General features: G+C 57.1%; 21 protein-coding genes. 9 read left to right on the top strand and 12 right to left on the bottom strand.

The features are described 5' to 3' along the window. The first annotated feature begins 135 nt into the window (after positions 1 to 135). The 4 genes from QE408_RS18470 (at position 136) to QE408_RS18455 (ending at position 2,543) form a co-directional block, all read left to right on the top strand. Entirely contained in the window at positions 136 to 399 is a 264-nt protein-coding gene (locus QE408_RS18470) for an accessory factor UbiK family protein (protein WP_062426406.1), read from the top strand. Positions 400 to 861: 462 nt separating this feature from the next. Continuing rightward, entirely contained in the window at positions 862 to 1,362 is a 501-nt protein-coding gene (locus QE408_RS18465; protein ID WP_306933683.1) for a YbjN domain-containing protein, read from the top strand. Positions 1,363 to 1,367: 5 nt separating this feature from the next. Continuing rightward, positions 1,368 to 2,186: a pyrroline-5-carboxylate reductase gene (proC, locus tag QE408_RS18460; protein ID WP_306933681.1), complete on the top strand. Its 819-nt coding sequence runs from the start codon at positions 1,368 to 1,370 to the stop codon at positions 2,184 to 2,186. Positions 2,187 to 2,201: 15 nt separating this feature from the next. Next, positions 2,202 to 2,543, top strand: coding sequence for a tRNA-binding protein (locus tag QE408_RS18455; protein WP_306933679.1), 342 nt, complete (start codon positions 2,202 to 2,204; stop codon positions 2,541 to 2,543). A 34-nt stretch (positions 2,544 to 2,577) separates the two neighbouring features. On the opposite strand, the gene QE408_RS18450 is transcribed toward QE408_RS18455, so the two are convergent. The 4 genes from QE408_RS18450 to QE408_RS18435 form a co-directional block, all read right to left on the bottom strand. Further along, a complete protein-coding gene (locus QE408_RS18450; protein ID WP_306933677.1) occupies positions 2,578 to 3,957 on the bottom strand; it encodes an ATP-binding protein in 1,380 nt (459 codons plus the stop codon). 50 nt (positions 3,958 to 4,007) lie between these two features. Then, positions 4,008 to 4,718, bottom strand: a complete 711-nt coding sequence (locus tag QE408_RS18445) for a response regulator (RefSeq protein WP_306933674.1) — start codon at positions 4,716 to 4,718, stop codon at positions 4,008 to 4,010. Positions 4,719 to 4,720: 2 nt separating this feature from the next. Further along, the gene (locus QE408_RS18440; protein WP_306933672.1) at positions 4,721 to 5,218 is read right to left on the bottom strand and encodes a MarR family winged helix-turn-helix transcriptional regulator; all 498 of its coding nucleotides are present in this window, start codon (positions 5,216 to 5,218) and stop codon (positions 4,721 to 4,723) included. A gap of 214 nt (positions 5,219 to 5,432) precedes the next feature. Next, positions 5,433 to 6,035, bottom strand: coding sequence for a DUF1236 domain-containing protein (locus tag QE408_RS18435; RefSeq protein ID WP_306933670.1), 603 nt, complete (start codon positions 6,033 to 6,035; stop codon positions 5,433 to 5,435). A 232-nt stretch (positions 6,036 to 6,267) separates the two neighbouring features. On the opposite strand from QE408_RS18435, the gene QE408_RS18430 reads away from it, so the two are divergent. Further along, positions 6,268 to 6,966: an MBL fold metallo-hydrolase gene (locus QE408_RS18430; protein WP_306933668.1), complete on the top strand. Its 699-nt coding sequence runs from the start codon at positions 6,268 to 6,270 to the stop codon at positions 6,964 to 6,966. A 92-nt stretch (positions 6,967 to 7,058) separates the two neighbouring features. Here QE408_RS18430 and QE408_RS18425 read toward each other — a convergent pair whose 3' ends face one another. Continuing rightward, entirely contained in the window at positions 7,059 to 7,274 is a 216-nt protein-coding gene (locus QE408_RS18425) for a cold-shock protein (protein WP_003494703.1), read from the bottom strand. Positions 7,275 to 7,360: 86 nt separating this feature from the next. On the opposite strand from QE408_RS18425, the gene QE408_RS18420 reads away from it, so the two are divergent. After that, positions 7,361 to 7,675 (top strand): hypothetical protein, encoded by a 315-nt coding sequence (locus QE408_RS18420; protein WP_306933666.1) that lies wholly within the window; start codon positions 7,361 to 7,363, stop codon positions 7,673 to 7,675. Between the two features lie 29 nt (positions 7,676 to 7,704). Here the strand turns inward: QE408_RS18420 and QE408_RS18415 are convergent, their stop codons facing one another. Then, positions 7,705 to 8,607, bottom strand: coding sequence for a DMT family transporter (locus QE408_RS18415; protein WP_306933664.1), 903 nt, complete (start codon positions 8,605 to 8,607; stop codon positions 7,705 to 7,707). A gap of 241 nt (positions 8,608 to 8,848) precedes the next feature. Beyond that, positions 8,849 to 9,160 carry a hypothetical protein gene (locus QE408_RS18410; RefSeq protein ID WP_306933662.1) on the bottom strand — a complete coding sequence of 104 codons (312 nt, stop codon included), beginning with the start codon at positions 9,158 to 9,160 and terminating at the stop codon, positions 8,849 to 8,851. A 398-nt stretch (positions 9,161 to 9,558) separates the two neighbouring features. Here QE408_RS18410 and QE408_RS18405 point away from each other — a divergent pair, with 398 nt between their 5' ends. Beyond that, positions 9,559 to 10,761: a pyridoxal phosphate-dependent aminotransferase gene (locus QE408_RS18405; protein WP_306933660.1), complete on the top strand. Its 1,203-nt coding sequence runs from the start codon at positions 9,559 to 9,561 to the stop codon at positions 10,759 to 10,761. Between the two features lie 48 nt (positions 10,762 to 10,809). Here QE408_RS18405 and QE408_RS18400 read toward each other — a convergent pair whose 3' ends face one another. Together QE408_RS18400 and QE408_RS18395 are read right to left on the bottom strand one after the other, a co-directional pair. Further along, on the bottom strand, positions 10,810 to 11,337 hold the full coding sequence (locus tag QE408_RS18400) for a GNAT family N-acetyltransferase (RefSeq protein WP_306933659.1): 528 nt from the start codon (positions 11,335 to 11,337) through the stop codon (positions 10,810 to 10,812). A gap of 9 nt (positions 11,338 to 11,346) precedes the next feature. Continuing rightward, positions 11,347 to 12,459 (bottom strand): calcium:proton antiporter, encoded by a 1,113-nt coding sequence (locus QE408_RS18395; RefSeq protein WP_306933657.1) that lies wholly within the window; start codon positions 12,457 to 12,459, stop codon positions 11,347 to 11,349. Between the two features lie 273 nt (positions 12,460 to 12,732). Between QE408_RS18395 and QE408_RS18390 the strand changes: the two genes are divergently transcribed. After that, positions 12,733 to 13,005 (top strand): DUF2188 domain-containing protein, encoded by a 273-nt coding sequence (locus QE408_RS18390; protein ID WP_062426420.1) that lies wholly within the window; start codon positions 12,733 to 12,735, stop codon positions 13,003 to 13,005. Positions 13,006 to 13,125: 120 nt separating this feature from the next. On the opposite strand, the gene QE408_RS18385 is transcribed toward QE408_RS18390, so the two are convergent. Then, complete coding sequence (locus QE408_RS18385) at positions 13,126 to 14,070, bottom strand: LysR family transcriptional regulator (RefSeq protein ID WP_306933652.1); 945 nt, start codon at positions 14,068 to 14,070, stop codon at positions 13,126 to 13,128. A gap of 104 nt (positions 14,071 to 14,174) precedes the next feature. Here QE408_RS18385 and QE408_RS18380 point away from each other — a divergent pair, with 104 nt between their 5' ends. Then, positions 14,175 to 15,200: an NAD-dependent epimerase/dehydratase family protein gene (locus tag QE408_RS18380; RefSeq protein ID WP_306933650.1), complete on the top strand. Its 1,026-nt coding sequence runs from the start codon at positions 14,175 to 14,177 to the stop codon at positions 15,198 to 15,200. Positions 15,201 to 15,326: 126 nt separating this feature from the next. Here QE408_RS18380 and QE408_RS18375 read toward each other — a convergent pair whose 3' ends face one another. Both QE408_RS18375 and QE408_RS18370 read right to left on the bottom strand, forming a co-directional pair. Further along, on the bottom strand, positions 15,327 to 16,439 hold the full coding sequence (locus QE408_RS18375) for an alkene reductase (protein WP_306933648.1): 1,113 nt from the start codon (positions 16,437 to 16,439) through the stop codon (positions 15,327 to 15,329). 49 nt (positions 16,440 to 16,488) lie between these two features. Continuing rightward, positions 16,489 to 16,779: an ArsR/SmtB family transcription factor gene (locus tag QE408_RS18370; protein WP_306933646.1), complete on the bottom strand. Its 291-nt coding sequence runs from the start codon at positions 16,777 to 16,779 to the stop codon at positions 16,489 to 16,491. Positions 16,780 to 17,191: the final 412 nt, after the last annotated feature.

Below are 17,191 nucleotides of genomic sequence, written 5' to 3'. Positions count from 1 at the left end.
ACGGCTGTCACAAGTAAGGTTACTGCCCGTCATCATCCCGTTTTCGCTTGCAACGCGGCAAGGGAGTGCCTACCTGAAATGTCAGAACCGGATAGAGTAGCATGTCTCTCCGGATGAAGACGAGGACACCGCGCCATGAGCACAACCGGAACCAACCGCATTTTCGATGAATTCGCGAAGCTGATGACCGATGCCGCAGGTGCGGCGCAGGGTGTACGCAAGGAGGTAGAACAGGCTTTCCACGCGCAGGCCGATCGCTGGCTGAACAGCCTCGATGTGGTGAAGCGAGAGGAGTTCGACGCCGTGCGTGAGATGGCCATCAAGGCGCGAGACGAGAATGACGCGCTGCGCGCCAGGATCGAAGCGCTGGAGGCAAAGCTTTCCGGAAACGCTTCCTGAGCCAAATCCGATCTTCGATTTTGGACTTCTGTCAGACAGGCCGCGCTCTCAAAAAGGGCGCGGCCTTTTCATTTTACCCGCCGCGAGCCCCCAACCTGCGCGAGTGCGGATTCGTCTCCAAAGAGCAAGCAATTTCATCAGCATTTTTTTCCCCTCTGTGGACACATCCAAAAAACGCAATCGGCAGAGTCGGTTATGACTCTCAACTGATCTGACGCGCCAAGAGATATCCACGGTTCTCCCCGGAAAATGGAATGACAGGGGGTGGCGATGGGACTCGCTCGTTATAGACTGATTTTAAATGATGATTCGAAACGAACTCGGTAAGCTCCAGACAGGTTCACTGCGTTAATCTGGCAGCGTCGGGCAATCGTCCTAAACTGATGTACCGGCATTTGTGTGTGCGTTTTTGTGCTTTCGCGTGCGAAACAAAACATTCATCTCCGGCTGAAAAGGTGCCGTATGAGCCTAATAGAATTCGAAGTTGAACGTCTCTCCAACCCGGTCGATATGATCGAGTTCGTAGCGGCTGCCAACGATTGGTCTTTCGAGCGCTCGGGTGAGGACGAAATTGCCATGACGGTGGGAGGCCGTTGGGCCGATTATCACGTCTCGTTTTCCTGGATGGAGCAGTTCGAAGCGCTGCATCTGGCCTGCGCCTTCGATATCCGCGTGCCCGATCATCGCGTCAATGAAGTGATCCGGCTGCTCTCGCATGTCAACGGCCAGACGCTGATGGGGCATTTCGACCTTTGGCGTCAGGAGGATGTCATCATCTTCCGTCAGTCACTGCTTCTGGCTGGCGGTGCCGAGCCGACGAACCAGCAGGTCGAAGTTCTGCTTTCCAGCGCGTTGGAAGCCTGTGAGCAATATTTCCAGGCCTTCCAGTTCGTCGTCTGGTCCGGGATGGAAGCCAAGGCCGCGATGGAAGCGGCTCTCTTCGAAACCGTGGGCGAGGCCTGATACGCATGCTTTCGCTTGGTTCTAACCCTATCGTACTCGTTGGTGCCGGCAATATGGGCGGCGCCATGCTTTCCGGCTGGCTGAAGAAGGGCGTTTCCGGTTCGTCGGTGATCGTCATCGATCCACGCCCTTCCGATGCCATGATCTCGACACTGGGGGAGGCGGGTGCACGCCACTGCGAGAGCGCACCGGATGGCGTAACGGCCAGCATTCTGTTTTTGGCGGTCAAACCGCAATTGATGGATGCCGTGCTGCCAGGTCTGAAAGGTCTTGTCGTGGAAGAGACAGTCATCGTTTCGATTGCTGCGGGCAAGACGCTGTCGTCTATCGAGAGCCATCTCGGTGAGGCGGCGACCGTGCGTGCCATGCCCAACACACCCGCCATGGTGGGGCGCGGCGTGACCGGTGCTTATGCCAATGAGCGCGTTTCGGCCAGCCAGCGTCAGCTGGTGGAAGAGCTTCTGAAAGTCAGCGGTCCGGTAGAATGGGTTGCGACTGAAGGTGATATCGATGCCGTCACTGCCGTGTCCGGCAGTGGCCCCGCTTATGTTTTCTATCTCGTGGAATGCATGGCAGAGGCAGGTCGCAAAGCTGGCCTGCAGGCGGACCTCGCCATGCGTCTCGCGCGAGAAACCGTCGCGGGGGCTGGTGAACTTCTTTATCAGTCCCCCGACGACGCGTCGAAACTGCGCCAGAATGTGACGTCTCCCGGCGGCACGACGGCAGCCGCACTCTCCGTGCTGATGGCCGAGGATGGCATGCAGCCCTTGTTCGACAAGGCGATTGCCGCGGCAAAGACACGGGCAGAAGAACTGGCGAACTGATCGGAGATAGGGCAGATGAGCGCTGAGATCACCTATGCGGATTTCGAGAAGGTCGATATTCGTGTCGGCACTATCATCGAGACGGAGGCTTTTCCCGAAGCGCGCAAGCCCGCTTTTAGGCTGAAGATCGATTTTGGACCCGAAATCGGCATCAAGAAATCCTCGGCGCAGATTACCGTGCACTATACGCTGGACAATCTGATCGGCCGGCAGGTGCTTGCCGTCGTCAACTTTCCGCCGCGCCAGATCGGGCCGTTCCGTTCGGAAGTTCTCACCCTCGGTTTTGCCGATGCCAATGGCGATATTGTCCTGGCCGCCGTCGAGCGCAATGTACCGAACGGCGAGAAGATGTGCTGATTACCGCCAGCACGTGAGCTTGTTTCCCGACCCGTCAGGCCGGGATTTTTACGATGACCCGGAGGCCGCCCAATGGGCTGTCATCCAGCATGACGTCGCCGCCATGGCTTCGGGCAATATCGCGCACGATCGAAAGGCCAAGCCCGGTGCCGGAGGCATTGAGGTTGCGTGCCTCATCCAGCCGGAAGAAGGGCTTGAAAACATCTTCGCGCGATTCCGGCGGAATGCCCGGACCATCATCATCGAAGACGAGGCTAATCGATCGCGGTGCGCGCCGTAACTCAATGGACAGCGTCTGCGCATAGCGCTGCGCGTTAGCGGCAAGGTTGCCGATGAGGCGCGAAAAGGCGTTAGGACGCGCGGTGAGCTGTGAGACGCCGTTCAGCTGGAAGGTCATCGTCTTGCCAACCATTTGAAAATCGCTCTGCAGTTTCTGCAGCAATGGCTCCAGTTCCAGTGTGCCAACATCCTCCTCCGCATCATCGCGAGCAAAGGCGAGATAGGCCTCCAGCATCGACTGCATGTCGTCGACATCCTTGTCCAAGCCATCAAGATCGGGGTTGTCGCCTGCCAGTGCGAGCTGAAGCTTGAAGCGGGTGAGAATGGTGCGCAGATCGTGGCTCACACCGTTCAGCATCGCGGTGCGCTGCTCCATCTGTCGCTCGATCCGCTCTCGCATGAGAATGAAGGCAAGCCCCGCGCGCCGTACTTCGTCGGCGCCCTTGGGCGAGTAGGCCGTAATCTTCTGGCCTCGACCGAAACTCTCGGCAGCCTTTGCGAGCGCCAGGATCGGACGAATCTGGCCGCGTAGGAAGAGGATCGAGATGCCGAGCAGAACGAGCGATGCGCCGACCATCCAGACGAGGAAGATGTGGGTGTTGGAGGCATAGGTCTGGTTGCGGCGCGTGAAGATGCGTAGCGTCTTATCGTTCAACTGGATACGGATTTCGACCAAGGATCCATTGCCATAGGTATCGATCCAGAAGGGCCTGCCGATTTGGGCTTTGATCTGATCGGCCAGGATGGAATCGAGGATGGAAAAGAACGGTTGCGGCCGAGCAGGCGGCAGTTCCGTCTTCGGCTCGATATAGACACTGAGATCCAGCTTCTCGCGAGCAATATTGATGACTCGCTGATAGTCGTCCTTTTCAGGATCCGTCTCGATTAGTTCGATGATCGCGGCAATATCGCGCGTAACGGCAGCAGAGAGACGCTCCGTTACCAACTGCCAGTGTCTTTCCATGAAGACAGCTGCGACGACCGCCTGCAATAGAACCATGGGCAGAATGATGATCAGCAGCGAGCGGGTATAAAGCCCGGTCGGCAACCAGTGCCGCAGCCATCGCACGAAGAAGCGCCACCCTCGTGCCGGGGCGCTGTTGCGGGCGAAACTCATGAAGTCGAGGCTTGCCATTGATCACCTGTCCATCCGGCTCTTACCCGGACGTGCCAGAAAGGGGTGGTTCAATCCACGCTGAGACGGTAGCCGATGCCACGCACCGTTTGTAAATAGACCGGGTTGGCCGGATCGTCTTCGATCTTGCGCCGAAGGCGGTTGATCTGCACGTCGATGGTCCGCTCTCCGACATCCGCATCGGCATCCACCAACTCATGTCTTGGAATGGTGTCGCCGGCGCGCAGCGCAAAGAGCATCATGATGTCCAACTCGCGGTCGGTCAGCCGGATGATCTCCGCGCCGCGTCGAAGCTCCTTCTTGTGAAGGGAGAAGTTGAACGGCCCGAAAATGATCTGGTCGATTTTCGGCGTATCCGGCGAGGTGTTGCGTCTGAGAATATTGTTGATGCGCAGCACGAGTTCACGCGGGTCGAAGGGTTTGGCGAGATAGTCGTCGGCGCCAGCCTCGAGACCGGCAATCCTCGAATCCGCTTCCGAGCGTGCCGTGAGGAGAATAACCGGTACAGTCTTGTTTTCGTTAAGGGACTTTGTCAGCGACAGGCCGTTTTCGCCCGGCATCATCACGTCTAGGATCAGGAGATCGAACTGGATGCCCTGCATCTTTCGGCGTGCTTCGGCGGCGTCCGCCGCAGCGGTGATACGGTATCCCTTGTCGCTGAGGAAGCGCTGCAGAAGATCGCGGATACGCGCGTCGTCATCGACGATGAGAAGATGGGGGGCGTCATCATCCGCCGGCTGTTTTGGTGTGGCTACGGCCATCGTCATTCCGCTCCCGTCGGTTCGGCGTCGCGCATTCTGGCGAGAAATTGAAGAACGCAGGTCCTGGCCTCCGTCGACATGCCATCCAGAGCGCGGGCAATGCGGCGCGATTGCGGATCGCTCAAGGCGAGGGCCAGTTCGCGGCCGGTCAGTGTGGGGTAAAGCCTGCGCTGGCGGCGGTCTTCGGGGCCTGCCATCTGGCGGATATAGCCATCATCGATGAGTTGTTTGAGCACGCGTGCAAGGCTCTGCTTGGTAATCTGTAGCGTGTCGAGAAGATCCGCGACCGTCATGCCGGGGTTGCGGCAGACAAAATAGACCACACGGTGGTGGGCGCGACCATAGCCGAGCTTCTCCAGAATGGCGTCCGGATCGGAAACGAAGTCCCGATAGGCGAAGAAGAAGGCCTCAATCGTGTCGAAGTCGATCTTTGCATCATCGACATGGGGCAGGGCCGGAGCCTGTTTGACGGCAGCCTTTTTCAACGATTGGGCAGGCACTGTTCTTCCTTCACATTACCGAATGTGGACCATCATTATCACGAGATTGGCCCAAATGGTGTCCAAGAGGGATGTCTCCCGATCATTTTCTGTTGCGTTCGATAATATGCCGCAGGTTGAACATCAATGCCAAAGCGGCCAACAGCAAACAAGCAAAAGAGCGCGGACTGGCCGCGCTCTTCGCTACTCATAAACGCTTGTACTCTACGCGACTTTACTCGTACACATACACAACGCGGCGCGTGCTTGGTTCGACCAGAACGCGGCGATCGTTGACGCGGACATAGCTGTACTCGTAGTCAGGAATGGTCACGAGTTCCGCGCTGGCAGGAACGGTGGTGCCGATGGCGACATCGCCCTCGACGCGCACGATCTTGCCGGGATGCTGATCGATGTAGGTGATGACCTGCTCCGGCGGGTCTACCTCACCAACCCGACCAAGGTTCGGGTCGCCAGAGTTCGGCTCTTCCTGCTGAATGCTGGCCGTCTTCTCGTAGGTGACGACTGGAACTTCGATGTCGGCGCGACGCTCGCGCAGAATGACCGGCGAACCTTCATACATGACGTTCAGATAATCGGCGTTGGCCCAACCGCGAACACCGTTAACTTCAATACGGCACCAGGCGCTGCCTTCCAGGCATCCGTCAAGAACCGCATTGCTTCCACGCGTTGCAAGACCCACTTCCGGGTAATCCTCGCCCGGGCCGGAACGTACCGAAATGTCAGATGCCGTGGTCGCAACCATAGCCGCATTTGCATATCCGGCGACCAAAGCGAAAGCGCCGCCAGCAATCATCAGTTTCAGCTTCTTATTCATATGTCTCACTCCTTTGAAGACTGGGGCAAGAACGCAGCTTTTGCTTTTCCGTTCCCGGAATCGTGAACACTATGTTTGAAAAGACGCTAGGTAAACTTCGGCAAGATACTGATTTTCCGTATTCTTTAACATTACCGACAATGCTTTCGAAGCTTTGCTTTTTTCACATTTCATTGTGTTGTCGCGCATGCGAGTCTATAGGGAGGACAGGTTTTTAAAGCAGGAGCTCATCATGGGAAAGTTGCAGGCAGGGATCATTCCGGTCACGCCATTCGAGCAGAACTGCACCATTCTTTTCGATGAAGACACGAAGGAAGGCGTGATTGTCGATCCGGGTGGGGATGTCGATGTTATCGTTCAGACCGTTACCGAGAATGGCATCACGCTGAAGGAGATCTGGCTGACCCACGGCCATCTGGATCACGCGGGTGGGGCGAAGGAATTGAAGGATCGTTTGGCCCTCGCGATCATCGGCCCGCATGAGGACGATCGTCCGCTGCTCGAGCGCATTGAAACCCAGGCGCAGAAATACGGCATCACCGGTCTGCACAACGTGCTGCCGGATCGCTGGCTCACAGATGGGGATGTGGTGTCCTTCGGCGATCACAGTTTCGAGGTCTATCATTGCCCAGGTCATGCGCCGGGTCATGTCATTTATTACAATCGCGCGCAGGCTTTTGCGCATGTCGGCGACGTGCTGTTCAACGGTTCCGTCGGTCGCACGGATCTGCCTGGCGGAAACCACGAGCAGTTGCTCGCTTCCATCCGTGATAAGGTGCTGCCGCTTGGGGACGATGTGGGCTTCATCTGCGGACACGGCCCTGGCGGGCGGTTCGGTGAAGAGCGGCGCTCTAACCCCTATCTGCAAAATCTCGGCCCAATTGGTGCAGCACCGAATGCTGCCAGCGGGACCGAGAAGAGCGCCAACTGAAGAGATTAGGGCGGCTTCGTCTCCCGCAATCAAAGCCATAAAAAAACCCGGCATTCCTGCCGGGCTTCAACTAGAAGAGAAGTCGTTATGGCTCAGCCAGCAATCTGAAGATTGACTGCCTTGGGGCCCTTGCCGCGACGATCCGGTTCCGTGTCGAAGCTCACTTTCTGGTTTTCCGAAAGACCGGACAGGCCGGAAGCCTGTACGGCAGAGATGTGAACAAAGATATCAGCGCCACCATTGTCTGGCTTGATGAAGCCGAAGCCTTTGTCGGTATTGAAGAATTTAACGGTGCCAGTCTCGGCCATGCATCAGGTCCTTTTCGCTCTGCCTGTGTTCAGCTCCAGGCAGCATTACAGTTTTGCCCGCTAGGGCGTACGGCAGGCAGTTCTTGATGTTTGAGAGATTGAACCTTCGCTGTGGAAGACTTGACGTTCTGATCAACGTTTTGTTGTTCCCACCGCTCGAAGTATTGTCTCCGATGCATCTATTCCTAGGTCTTCCCACGCTCGCAAATTGCCCGAACGGCGATAGAGTGATGTGTTTATTTAAAATTGGCAAGCAAAAGTTTTTAGGCGCCAACCGCGATCAATCGGTGGCGTTTAGCGCGTATAACGCGTGGAGCGGAATTTTTTCCCGTACGGGCATCGCTGATAAAACAAAACCATCGTTGGCGATGGGTATTTTCGGCAATTTTCGCGCAGAGTGATGAAGACTTCATCAATAGACGGCGCGTATTTAGCCTGCTTCGCTAAGTTTTTGGTGGCGTCTTTTCGTAAGCTCCGGCACCAATTCGACCAGCAGAATGGCGGAAAAAATGATGGCGCAGCCAATGTAACCGGCCGCCGGAATGATCTCTCCAAGAAAGAGTGACGCAAAAAGTGCGCCAAACAGGGCTTCAGAGGACAGAAAGATCGCTGCCTGGGGCGCCGTGGTGTAGCGCTGGCCGATGACCTGAAGAACGAAAGCGAGACCGGACGAGACGATGCCCACATAGAGGATTTCGCGGATCGAGGCTGCAATTGCCTGGGCATTGATCGGCTCGAAGGCCGCGCCGATGACCATGCTGAGAATGGCGCAGACGGAAAATTGCACGCATGAAAGGGCAAGCGGCCGCTTGCTGGCCATGACGGTACGGCCCGCAAGCGTGATCTGAACCGCCCAGAAGAAGGCACAGGTGATGCTGAGGAAATCGCCAGTCGTCAGGCTACTGAAGGCGCCGCCGGACAGCAGGAAGATGCCGATCAGCATCATCGTGGCGCCCGGCCACACAACCCAATGCGGGTAACGCCGATAGATAAGCACAGCGATGACCGGTACGAAGATGACGTAAAGAGCCGTCAGAAAACTGGAATTGGTAACGGAGGTGGTGAGCAATCCCACCTGCTGGGTGGTGGCGCCCATAAAGAGGGCCACGCCGACAAGACCGAAGGCGCGGTACTCCGCCTTGCTCGGCTTCGAACCCATTCGGCGGGTTTCCATGAGCGCGAATGGTAGGACCGCAAGGGCTGCAATGGCAAAGCGCAAGCCTACGAACCAGAACGGACCAATGGATGCCATGGCCGTGGACTGCGCGACGAAACCGCCGCCCCAGATCGCGGCAGCAAGAAGCAGTACGAGGTTTGCCTGAATGCGCGTCATTCTTCACCACTAAGGAAGCAATGTACGTGTTGCTTCATTGTCTTGTCGAAAAGGCGATCCATTCCGCTTGGAAGCCGACGGCCAAAGGCTGTCGGGAGATGAAGCGGCGTTGCGTGAAGCAGCAGATCTTGACCCTGAAGATGGCGGAGGTAACCCTCGTCTGGGAGCAAGCGCCCCAGACAGCCATTTCACCGGTGCTCTATCAGCAAGGGGATGGCTCGGCAAGGCACGGGCAGGCCAGTCATTCACGGTTGCGGCGCAGACGGCTTTCGCGAATGCTGCTGAGCGTCAGGAGCACGCCTCCGACGCCCAACGTGCCGAAGCCGAGTGCCACAAGACCGGTGACGAAGATGCGATCCGATGCTTTCGAAATCGGCGCGGTGGCTATGGCTGAGGTTGTCATGGGATCGACCGCGTCTGAAGCGTGAGAGGAGGTCGCAAGGCCCGCTGCCATGGTGAGAATAACCATGATGGCCGCAAGCGCCATCCACAGAGAAAACAGCATTCTCTGTACCTTCAGCCGATCCGCCGAATTCCGGTGATTGATAAGCATCGTGATAGTCCTCGTCTCTTTTGCCCGCGTGCTAAAAAGAGGCTTGGAAGTGGACCCCTTGGAGACCGAAATTCGTCAGTCCAGAGCATTTATTGTGGCGATAAAAAGGCACGAATTAACGAGAGGTTAAGGCCGGCAAATCTGCCGATTTTTTCGGCGTACGCTCTTTTGTGGCGTGATCGGCGGTCTCGCCCGGACATGATGTCTTCCAAGCATGGAAGCCGTTTCATGTTGACGGGGTTGATCGTCCGTTCTGCGAGAAAGTAAATGCGACTCATCTCATCTTTTCATGGGTTTTGACCTTGAAAGACTTTCGGTCTTTCGACATACCACTTGCCGCAGAGGGCGACATTCCGCCGCAACTTCTGTCGATGTCAACTTCAATAGGACCGATAAAAATGGCCTTCCTTGCCGACATTCTCTCCCGCGTAAAGCCATCCGCCACCATCGCCGTTTCGCAGAAAGCTCGCGAACTTCAGGCACAGGGTCGCGATGTGATTGGCCTTGGCGCCGGCGAGCCGGATTTCGATACGCCCGACAATATCAAGGAAGCAGCCATTGCCGCTATTAAAGCGGGCAAGACGAAATACACGCCTGTCTCCGGTATTCCCGAACTGCGCAAGGCGATTGCCGAGAAGTTCAAGCGCGAAAACGGTCTGGACTACAAGCCGGAGCAGACGATTGTCGGCACCGGTGGAAAGCAGATTCTTTTCAACGCCTTCATGGCAACTCTGAACCCGGGTGATGAGGTCGTTATTCCAGCACCTTACTGGGTGAGCTATCCGGAAATGGTGGCAATCTGCGGCGGCACGCCGGTTTTCGTCAACACCACGCTGGAAGACAATTTCAAACTGAAGCCGGAAGCGCTTGAAAAGGCGATCACGCCGAAGACCAAGTGGTTCATCTTCAACTCGCCATCCAATCCGTCTGGTGCAGCTTACAGCCACGACGAGTTGAAGGCGCTGACCGACGTTCTCGTCAAGCATCCGCATGTCTGGATCCTGACCGACGACATGTATGAGCACCTGACCTATGGCGACTTCAAGTTCGTGACGCCGGTGGAAGTGGAGCCTTCGCTCTATGACCGCACGCTGACGATGAACGGTGTTTCCAAGGCCTATGCGATGACCGGCTGGCGTATCGGCTATGCCGCTGGTCCGCTCACGCTCATCAAGGCGATGGACATGATCCAGGGCCAGCAGACCTCTGGTGCCACGTCGATTGCCCAGTGGGCAGCTGTCGAGGCGCTGAACGGCACGCAGGATTTCATTCCGGCCAACAAGAAAATCTTCGAAGGCCGCCGTGACCTCGTCGTTTCCATGCTGAACCAGGCCAAGGGCATCACTTGCCCGGTTCCGGAAGGCGCATTCTACGTCTACCCGTCCTGCGCCGGTCTGATCGGCAAGACGGCGCCGTCCGGCAAGGTGATCGAGACCGACGAAGATTTCGTCACCGAGCTTTTGGAAACGGAAGGTGTCGCGGTCGTTCACGGCTCCGCTTTCGGTCTCGGTCCAAACTTCCGCATTTCCTACGCGACGTCGGAAAAGCTGCTGGAAGAGGCCTGCAACCGCATTCAGCGTTTCTGCGCCAATTGCCGCTAAAGCTTGGTGGCATCGACCAGAGGAAGCCCGGCAGCGATGCCGGGTTTTTTATTGTGTGATGAGTTGGTCGAGATCGTCCCAGGCGTAGACGATGTTGTCGGACCGCCAGATTGGCCCCGGATCGCGAAACTCACCGATCTTGCATGCATGGAGCGCTTCATAGAATCTGCAAGCGGGCTCGTTGCCCTTGACGACGCTGAGGCCTGCGGAGCGGTAGCCCATGGCTTTGGCATGGGTTGCCAGGCCTCCAAGAAGTCGTTTGCCGATCCCTTGCCTTTGGACGCTGGCTAGGACGTAGAGGTTCTTGATCTCTGCACGGGATCCAAAAATCAGATCTGACGGTTGGCCGACCGCGCCGATTCCGACGATCTCTCGCCCGATCTCCGCCACCAGAACCAGTTGGTGCGGCTCAGCCTCAGACAATTTCTTTGTCCAGTAGCGAAGGCGATGTTCCTCATCCAAGGCTGCAAAAACGGACGGGGAGGCCAGTTCCCGCATCGTCTCACGCCAGACGTGAACATGAACATGTGCGATGGCCTCGGCATCGCTCAGCTTCGCCGGTCTGAGTTCAACCACCGCACATCCTCACAGGCCAAGAAACAGCAACATGATGAAGGTGGCGAAGAGGATCAGGTGCGTCATGCCTTCGATGGCATTGGTCTCGCCGTCATTGAGGTTGATGGCTGCGACAATGAGAGTGATGAAGACCATGACGGTCTGTACCGGCGTCATCGCCATGATGAAGGGTTGGCCGGAATAGAGCGCAATTGCTTCCATGACCGGAACGGTGAGGATGACTGTCGAGAGCGAGGCGCCCATGGCAATATTGACGACGGGCTGCATGCGGTTGCGCAAGGCGGCGCGCATTGCGGTGAGGATTTCCGGTGCTGCCGAAATAGTCGCAACGACGACAGCCATCAGGCCTTCCGGCGCGCCGCTTCCTTCCAGTCCATGGGTGAGGAAGGCGGCCATGAATTCCGCCAGAACGCCGATCAGCACAACGCCGACGAGAATGGTGCCGATGGAATAGGCCGCCGAACCGTCCTCCTCCTCATGGCCGTGCGCATCACCTTCCGGAGCAGCCTTTTTGCGGTCTGCGCGCGGATAGCTGTAGCTGAAGAAATAGCTGTGCGGACCGACCTGCATTTTCAGGAAGAGGCCGTAGAGCGCGATCATCGCAACGATGGTGAAGGCAGAGTAGAGATGCCATTTCGCTTCCGGCACGAATTCCGGCACGATCATGGAAATACCCATGGCGGTGAGGATCATCACGCCATAGGTACGGCCGGAATCGTCATTATAGGGCTGCTCGCCGTGGCGCAGGCCTCCGAGGAGGGCGGCCAGACCAAGGATGCCGTTGATGTCGATCATCACCGCCGAGTAGATCGTATCGCGGACCAGGGTAGGGGAACTCGACTCGCTCATGATGATGGCGAGGATCAGCACTTCGACCGCGACAGCAGATAGCGTCAGGATCATCGTGCCGTAGGGGTCTCCCACCTTGGCAGCGAGGATTTCCGCATGATGGGCAACTCGCATGGAGACCGCAACGATCACGGCAATCAGCGCCGCCGCGACGACGAAGGACAGCGCCTTGCTCGCTTCCAGAACACTGTGCTCTGCCAGATAGGCGACAATCGCGACTGGAACGGCCAGCAGCAGCATGCGCTCCTGCTTCAAAGTGGTGGCGACGGACATCTTCCCTCCAGGTCTCAGAGCCGTTCCGTTGAATACCGGCTCCGTTGCTGCAACTTTCGGTTTCTCACATTTCACGCCTAACTATGAACGGGCGAAAATACTTTGAGCCGATGATCTTTTCAGTGACAGGTCGAGAGGCGGGTTTGCACTCTTGGCCATTTGGTAGGATAGTGAGCGCGAGGACATGATAACGAAACCGCGATCTCAGTCCTGAAATGCCTGTTTGCGGTATTGGTTGTCAATCTTCTCCAAGCATAACAGGAGGACATGCGCATGACCAAGGTGTGTTATGAAATTGTCGAGCACGATGGCGGCTGGGCGTACCGAATGAACGGTGCCTATTCCGAAGCCTTCCCCACGCACTCCGACGCCGTCCAGGCCGCGAAGATCGCCGCTGCCGAACAGCAGGTTGGCGGCGAGGATGAGGAAATCAGCTATCAGGACGAACGTGGACGCTGGCACGAAGAGTTCAGTCAGGGCGGCGACAGGCCGGAAGCTGAGGTCGTCGATACCTATGCCCAACGACAGGCTGGCACCCCAGGTTGACTTCTCTCGGGGACTTAAAGCGTGTCGCGATCTTTCAGATTCGCTCCATACGCTTCAAGCCCTTGTTTTGTCGCATGTCGTTATCGCAAAACCGGTGACCACTTTTGTGCGGACCATGCCTTAGCGCTTGGATGATGGCGCTTCGGGATCAGTTGCTTTCAGATGTGCTTTCAGCCCATCCACCAACGCAGTGAAGACCGCACGGCAGCGTGGCGAGGTTCGAAGATTTTCGTGCATGGCAACCCAGGTGTGGAGTGCCACTTCGAATTCCGGCAGGATGTGCTTTAGCGTCTCATCGCGTTTTGCCAGTCCGATCTGGCACATGCCGATCCCCGTACCGGCGCGTACCAGCGCAAGTTGCGCCAGATTGCTATCGGCCCGCGTGGCGAAAGGAATTTGATCGGCGTCGGGGATTGCCGGATTTTCTTTCTTCATATTTTGGAGGATTGCTCTGATAAAGGGCGTCTTGCGATCAAAGCCGATGAGGCGATGCCCCTCCAGATCTTCTTTCTTCACCGGCGTTCCCATTTTCTGCAGGTAACCGCTCGTCGCGTGAAAGCCGATGCGAAAATTGCCCACATAGCGCATGACGATCGCATCCTGGACCGGCTCGGTCATGCGAATGGCGATGTCCGCCTCCCGCCGCAGCAGATCCTCGATGGTGTCGGAGAGTGAAAGCTCAATCTCGAGCTTTGGATAGGTGTCCTGCATGGCGGCGATGATGGGTGGCAGGACCTCCACTCCAATCACATCCGAGGCGCTGATGCGCACGGCACCTTCGATCTTGCCGACTTCACCGGAGGCGGCACGTACAAGCGCCGCTGCGGTGGCGGATAGATTTTCCGCATAGGGCTTCAGGGCAATCGCGGCATCGGTTGGAACAAGGCCGTGAGGCGAGCGGATGAAGAGCTGGTAGCCGATTGCTTCTTCGAGGGCTCCAATATGGCGGCCGACGGTTGGCTGCGTGATGCCAAGCTCTCTTGCCGCGGCAGACAGCGAACCGTCGCGCAGCACGCTGAGGAAGGTGCGGTAGTAATCCCAACTGATTTCGCGATCGATGATCATAATTTTTGTATGGCGGTTAAACGTGTTTCGCTAATTTTGTATAGCGGCCTTTTCCTTCATGCTCCAGTCCAAGAATGATTGCTTAAAAAGGATTGGAGTTCATCATGGTCGACGTCAAACAGGATGCGCAGCAAACAGCACTGGTTCTCGGTGCCCGTGGCGGCATAGGCGGGCACATCACCGAGGCTCTGCTCGCACGGGGCTGGAAGGTACGGGCCCTGGTGAGAGGCGAGAGGCCAGCTTCCCACCATCCGATGATGGAGTGGTGCGTCGGCGACGCGATGATGGCGGAGGACGTGCTGGGGGATGAGAAAGGCGTCTCGCTTATCGTCCATGCGGTCAACCCGCCCGGCTATCGAAACTGGGAAACGCTGGTTCTGCCGATGCTCGATAATTCCATCGCCGCTGCGGAAACCGCCGGTGCGCGCCTATTGCTGCCAGGCACAGTGTATAATTTCGGCCCCGATGCGTTTCCTTTGCTGACGGAGGACAGCCCGCAGAGACCGAGGACGCGCAAAGGGAAGATTCGTGTCGAGATGGAAAATCGGCTGCGCGCTGCCTCCATCCGCGGTGTGCCGGTGCTGATCGTTCGCGCCGGAGATTTCTTTGGACCGAAAGCGCGCAACAATTGGTTCAGCCAGGGCCTCGTACAGCCCGGAAAACCTGTGCGTAGCATCTCTAATCCAGGACGTCCTGGCATTGGTCATCAGTGGGCTTATCTTCCGGATGTCGCGGAAACGATGATGCGGTTGCTTGAGCGCGCCGATGACCTGCCGACCTTCGCCGTCTTTCAAATGGAGGGTTTCTGGGATGCAAATGGGCGCCATCTGCCCGCCGCCATCGAGCGCGTGGTCGGACGCCACGTTAAAATGAGGCGCGTTCCATGGTGGCTGTTTCGGCTCGGCTCGCCCTTCGTGCCGGTCTTCAAGGAGCTTCTGGAGATGCGTTATCTTTGGCAGACAGAAGTGCGGATGAGCAATGAGAAGCTGGTAGATTTTCTAGGCGAGGAGCCGCGGACGCCGATCGATGAGGCGGTTTTCGCGACACTCAAGGATTTGGATTGTCTTGAGCCACGTTCGGTCCGTTTAGGAGACGTGATGGCATGCGAAGAACGCCGCGCACCTATCTGAGGTGCGCGGCGTCCAAAGCGTCTCGCGATCTTTCAGATCCGCTCGTGCGCTTTAGGTCTCTGTTTTATCGCATGTCGTTGTCCCAAAACCGCTGCACACTTTTGCGCGACATGCTTTCGTTCCAAATCAGGCAAGTGCCGGATAGTCGGTATAGCCTTCAGCCCCGCCGCCGTAGAAGGTCTGCTGGTTCGGTTCGTTCAGCGGCGCGTTGTCCTTCAGGCGCTGGACGAGATCCGGATTGGCGATGAAGGCCTTGCCGAAGGCGATGGCGTCGGCCTTGCCGCTCTCTACCGCTTCGATGGCGGATGCGCGGTCATAGCCATTATTGGCAATCCAGAGTCCCTTGCCGCCGGCTTGCGTGTAGGCAGCTTTCAGGGCGGCGTAGTCGAAAGGCTTGTCGCCCTGCTTGAAATCACGCGGGCCGCCCGTTGCGCCTTCGATGACGTGGATGAAGGCAAGGCCGCGGCTCCCAAGCTCTTTCACCACGTAGTTGAAAAGCGGCTGGGGATCGGTCTCAACAATGTCATTGGCCGGTGTGACGGGAGACAGGCGGATACCGGTACGACCGGCACCGATTTCTTTCGCAACGATGTCCACCACTTCCAGCAGGAAGCGTGCGCGGTTCTCGATCGAGCCACCATAATTATCGGTGCGGTGATTGGTACCGGATTTCAGGAACTGGTCGATCAGATAACCATTGGCGGCGTGGATTTCGACGCCATCGAAGCCTGCCTCGATGGCGGCACGTGCGCCCTTGCGGAAGTCTTCCAGAATGACGGGAATTTCAGCGGTGCCAAGTTCACGGGGTTCGGACGTTTCGGCAAATGCACCGGTGCCGTCATCATTGATGATATAGGTCTTCGACTTCGCCTTAATGGCAGACGGCGCAACGGGCTGGCCGCCATGCGGCTGCAGCGATGTATGCGAGATGCGTCCGACGTGCCAGATCTGCGCGACGATCTTGCCACCGGCCTTGTGAACGCCATCGGTGACCTTCTGCCACCCTTCAATGGCTTCCTGCTTGTAAAGACCGGGCACATCCGCATAGCCCTGACCTTGCTGCGAGACAGGCGTGCCTTCGGTTACGATCAGGCCCGCGGTTGCGCGCTGCTCGTAATAGGTGGCGTTGAGATTGTTCGGGATCGCACCCGGAGACCGATTGCGGGTAAGCGGCGCCATAACGATGCGGTTTGCGAGGGCTATATCGCCAGCCTGTGCGGGTTCGAACAGTTTGGTCATGGTGCTTTCTCTTCCTGTTGATAGGGAGCGCAGCGTTTGCGCCAATGCGTCAAAGGGTTTCGTTCAGATAGGCTAGAAATTTGGCGATGTTTTCTTCGTCGCGTTCATAGAAATTCCACTGGCCGACCTTGCGCGAGCGCACGAGACCGGCCGCTTGCAGGGCTGCAAGATGCGAAGAGACGGTGGACTGCGAGAGACCGCTGATCTCGAATTGATGTGCGCATACGCCCATGCTGAACGGGTGCGCCTGGTTGAAGTGGTTCTCCGGCGCTTTCAGCCAGCTGAGAAACTTCAACCGCACCGGATGGGCGATCGCTTTCAATGCGTCTTCGGGGTTCATCTCGTTCCTGCATATCTAAACATCAGGATATTTATATCGAGAATTTTCGATATCAAGAAAGCGAGGAAAATTTATCTCAAAAAAAAGGCCGCTGGATTTCTCCGCGGCCGACAGTTTTGAAGGTAAAAACCTCCAGAGGGGAACAGCACCAAACAACTGGAAAGCGTCGGGTGCTGAATATGATATGGGGCTGAAAGACGCCGGAAACAAGGGCAATTTCCCTCAATAACGCATCCAGTTCAGAAAATTATTGCGGGTAAAAAAAGAGGGCCGCCGGATTGCTCCAGGGCCCTTGTAATTGTGAAGGTCAAAAAACCTCCAGAGGGGAACAGCTGATGCGGCGGAACTGGGAGGAAAAGCCGCCGTGTGCATCAGCTGTGTGCGATATGATGTTTTTATGGGCAGGCTTCAA

This window comes from Agrobacterium larrymoorei, assembly GCF_030819275.1.
In the GTDB taxonomy this organism is placed as follows: domain Bacteria; phylum Pseudomonadota; class Alphaproteobacteria; order Rhizobiales; family Rhizobiaceae; genus Agrobacterium; species Agrobacterium larrymoorei_B.
This window is presented reverse-complemented; position numbering and strand designations above follow the sequence as displayed.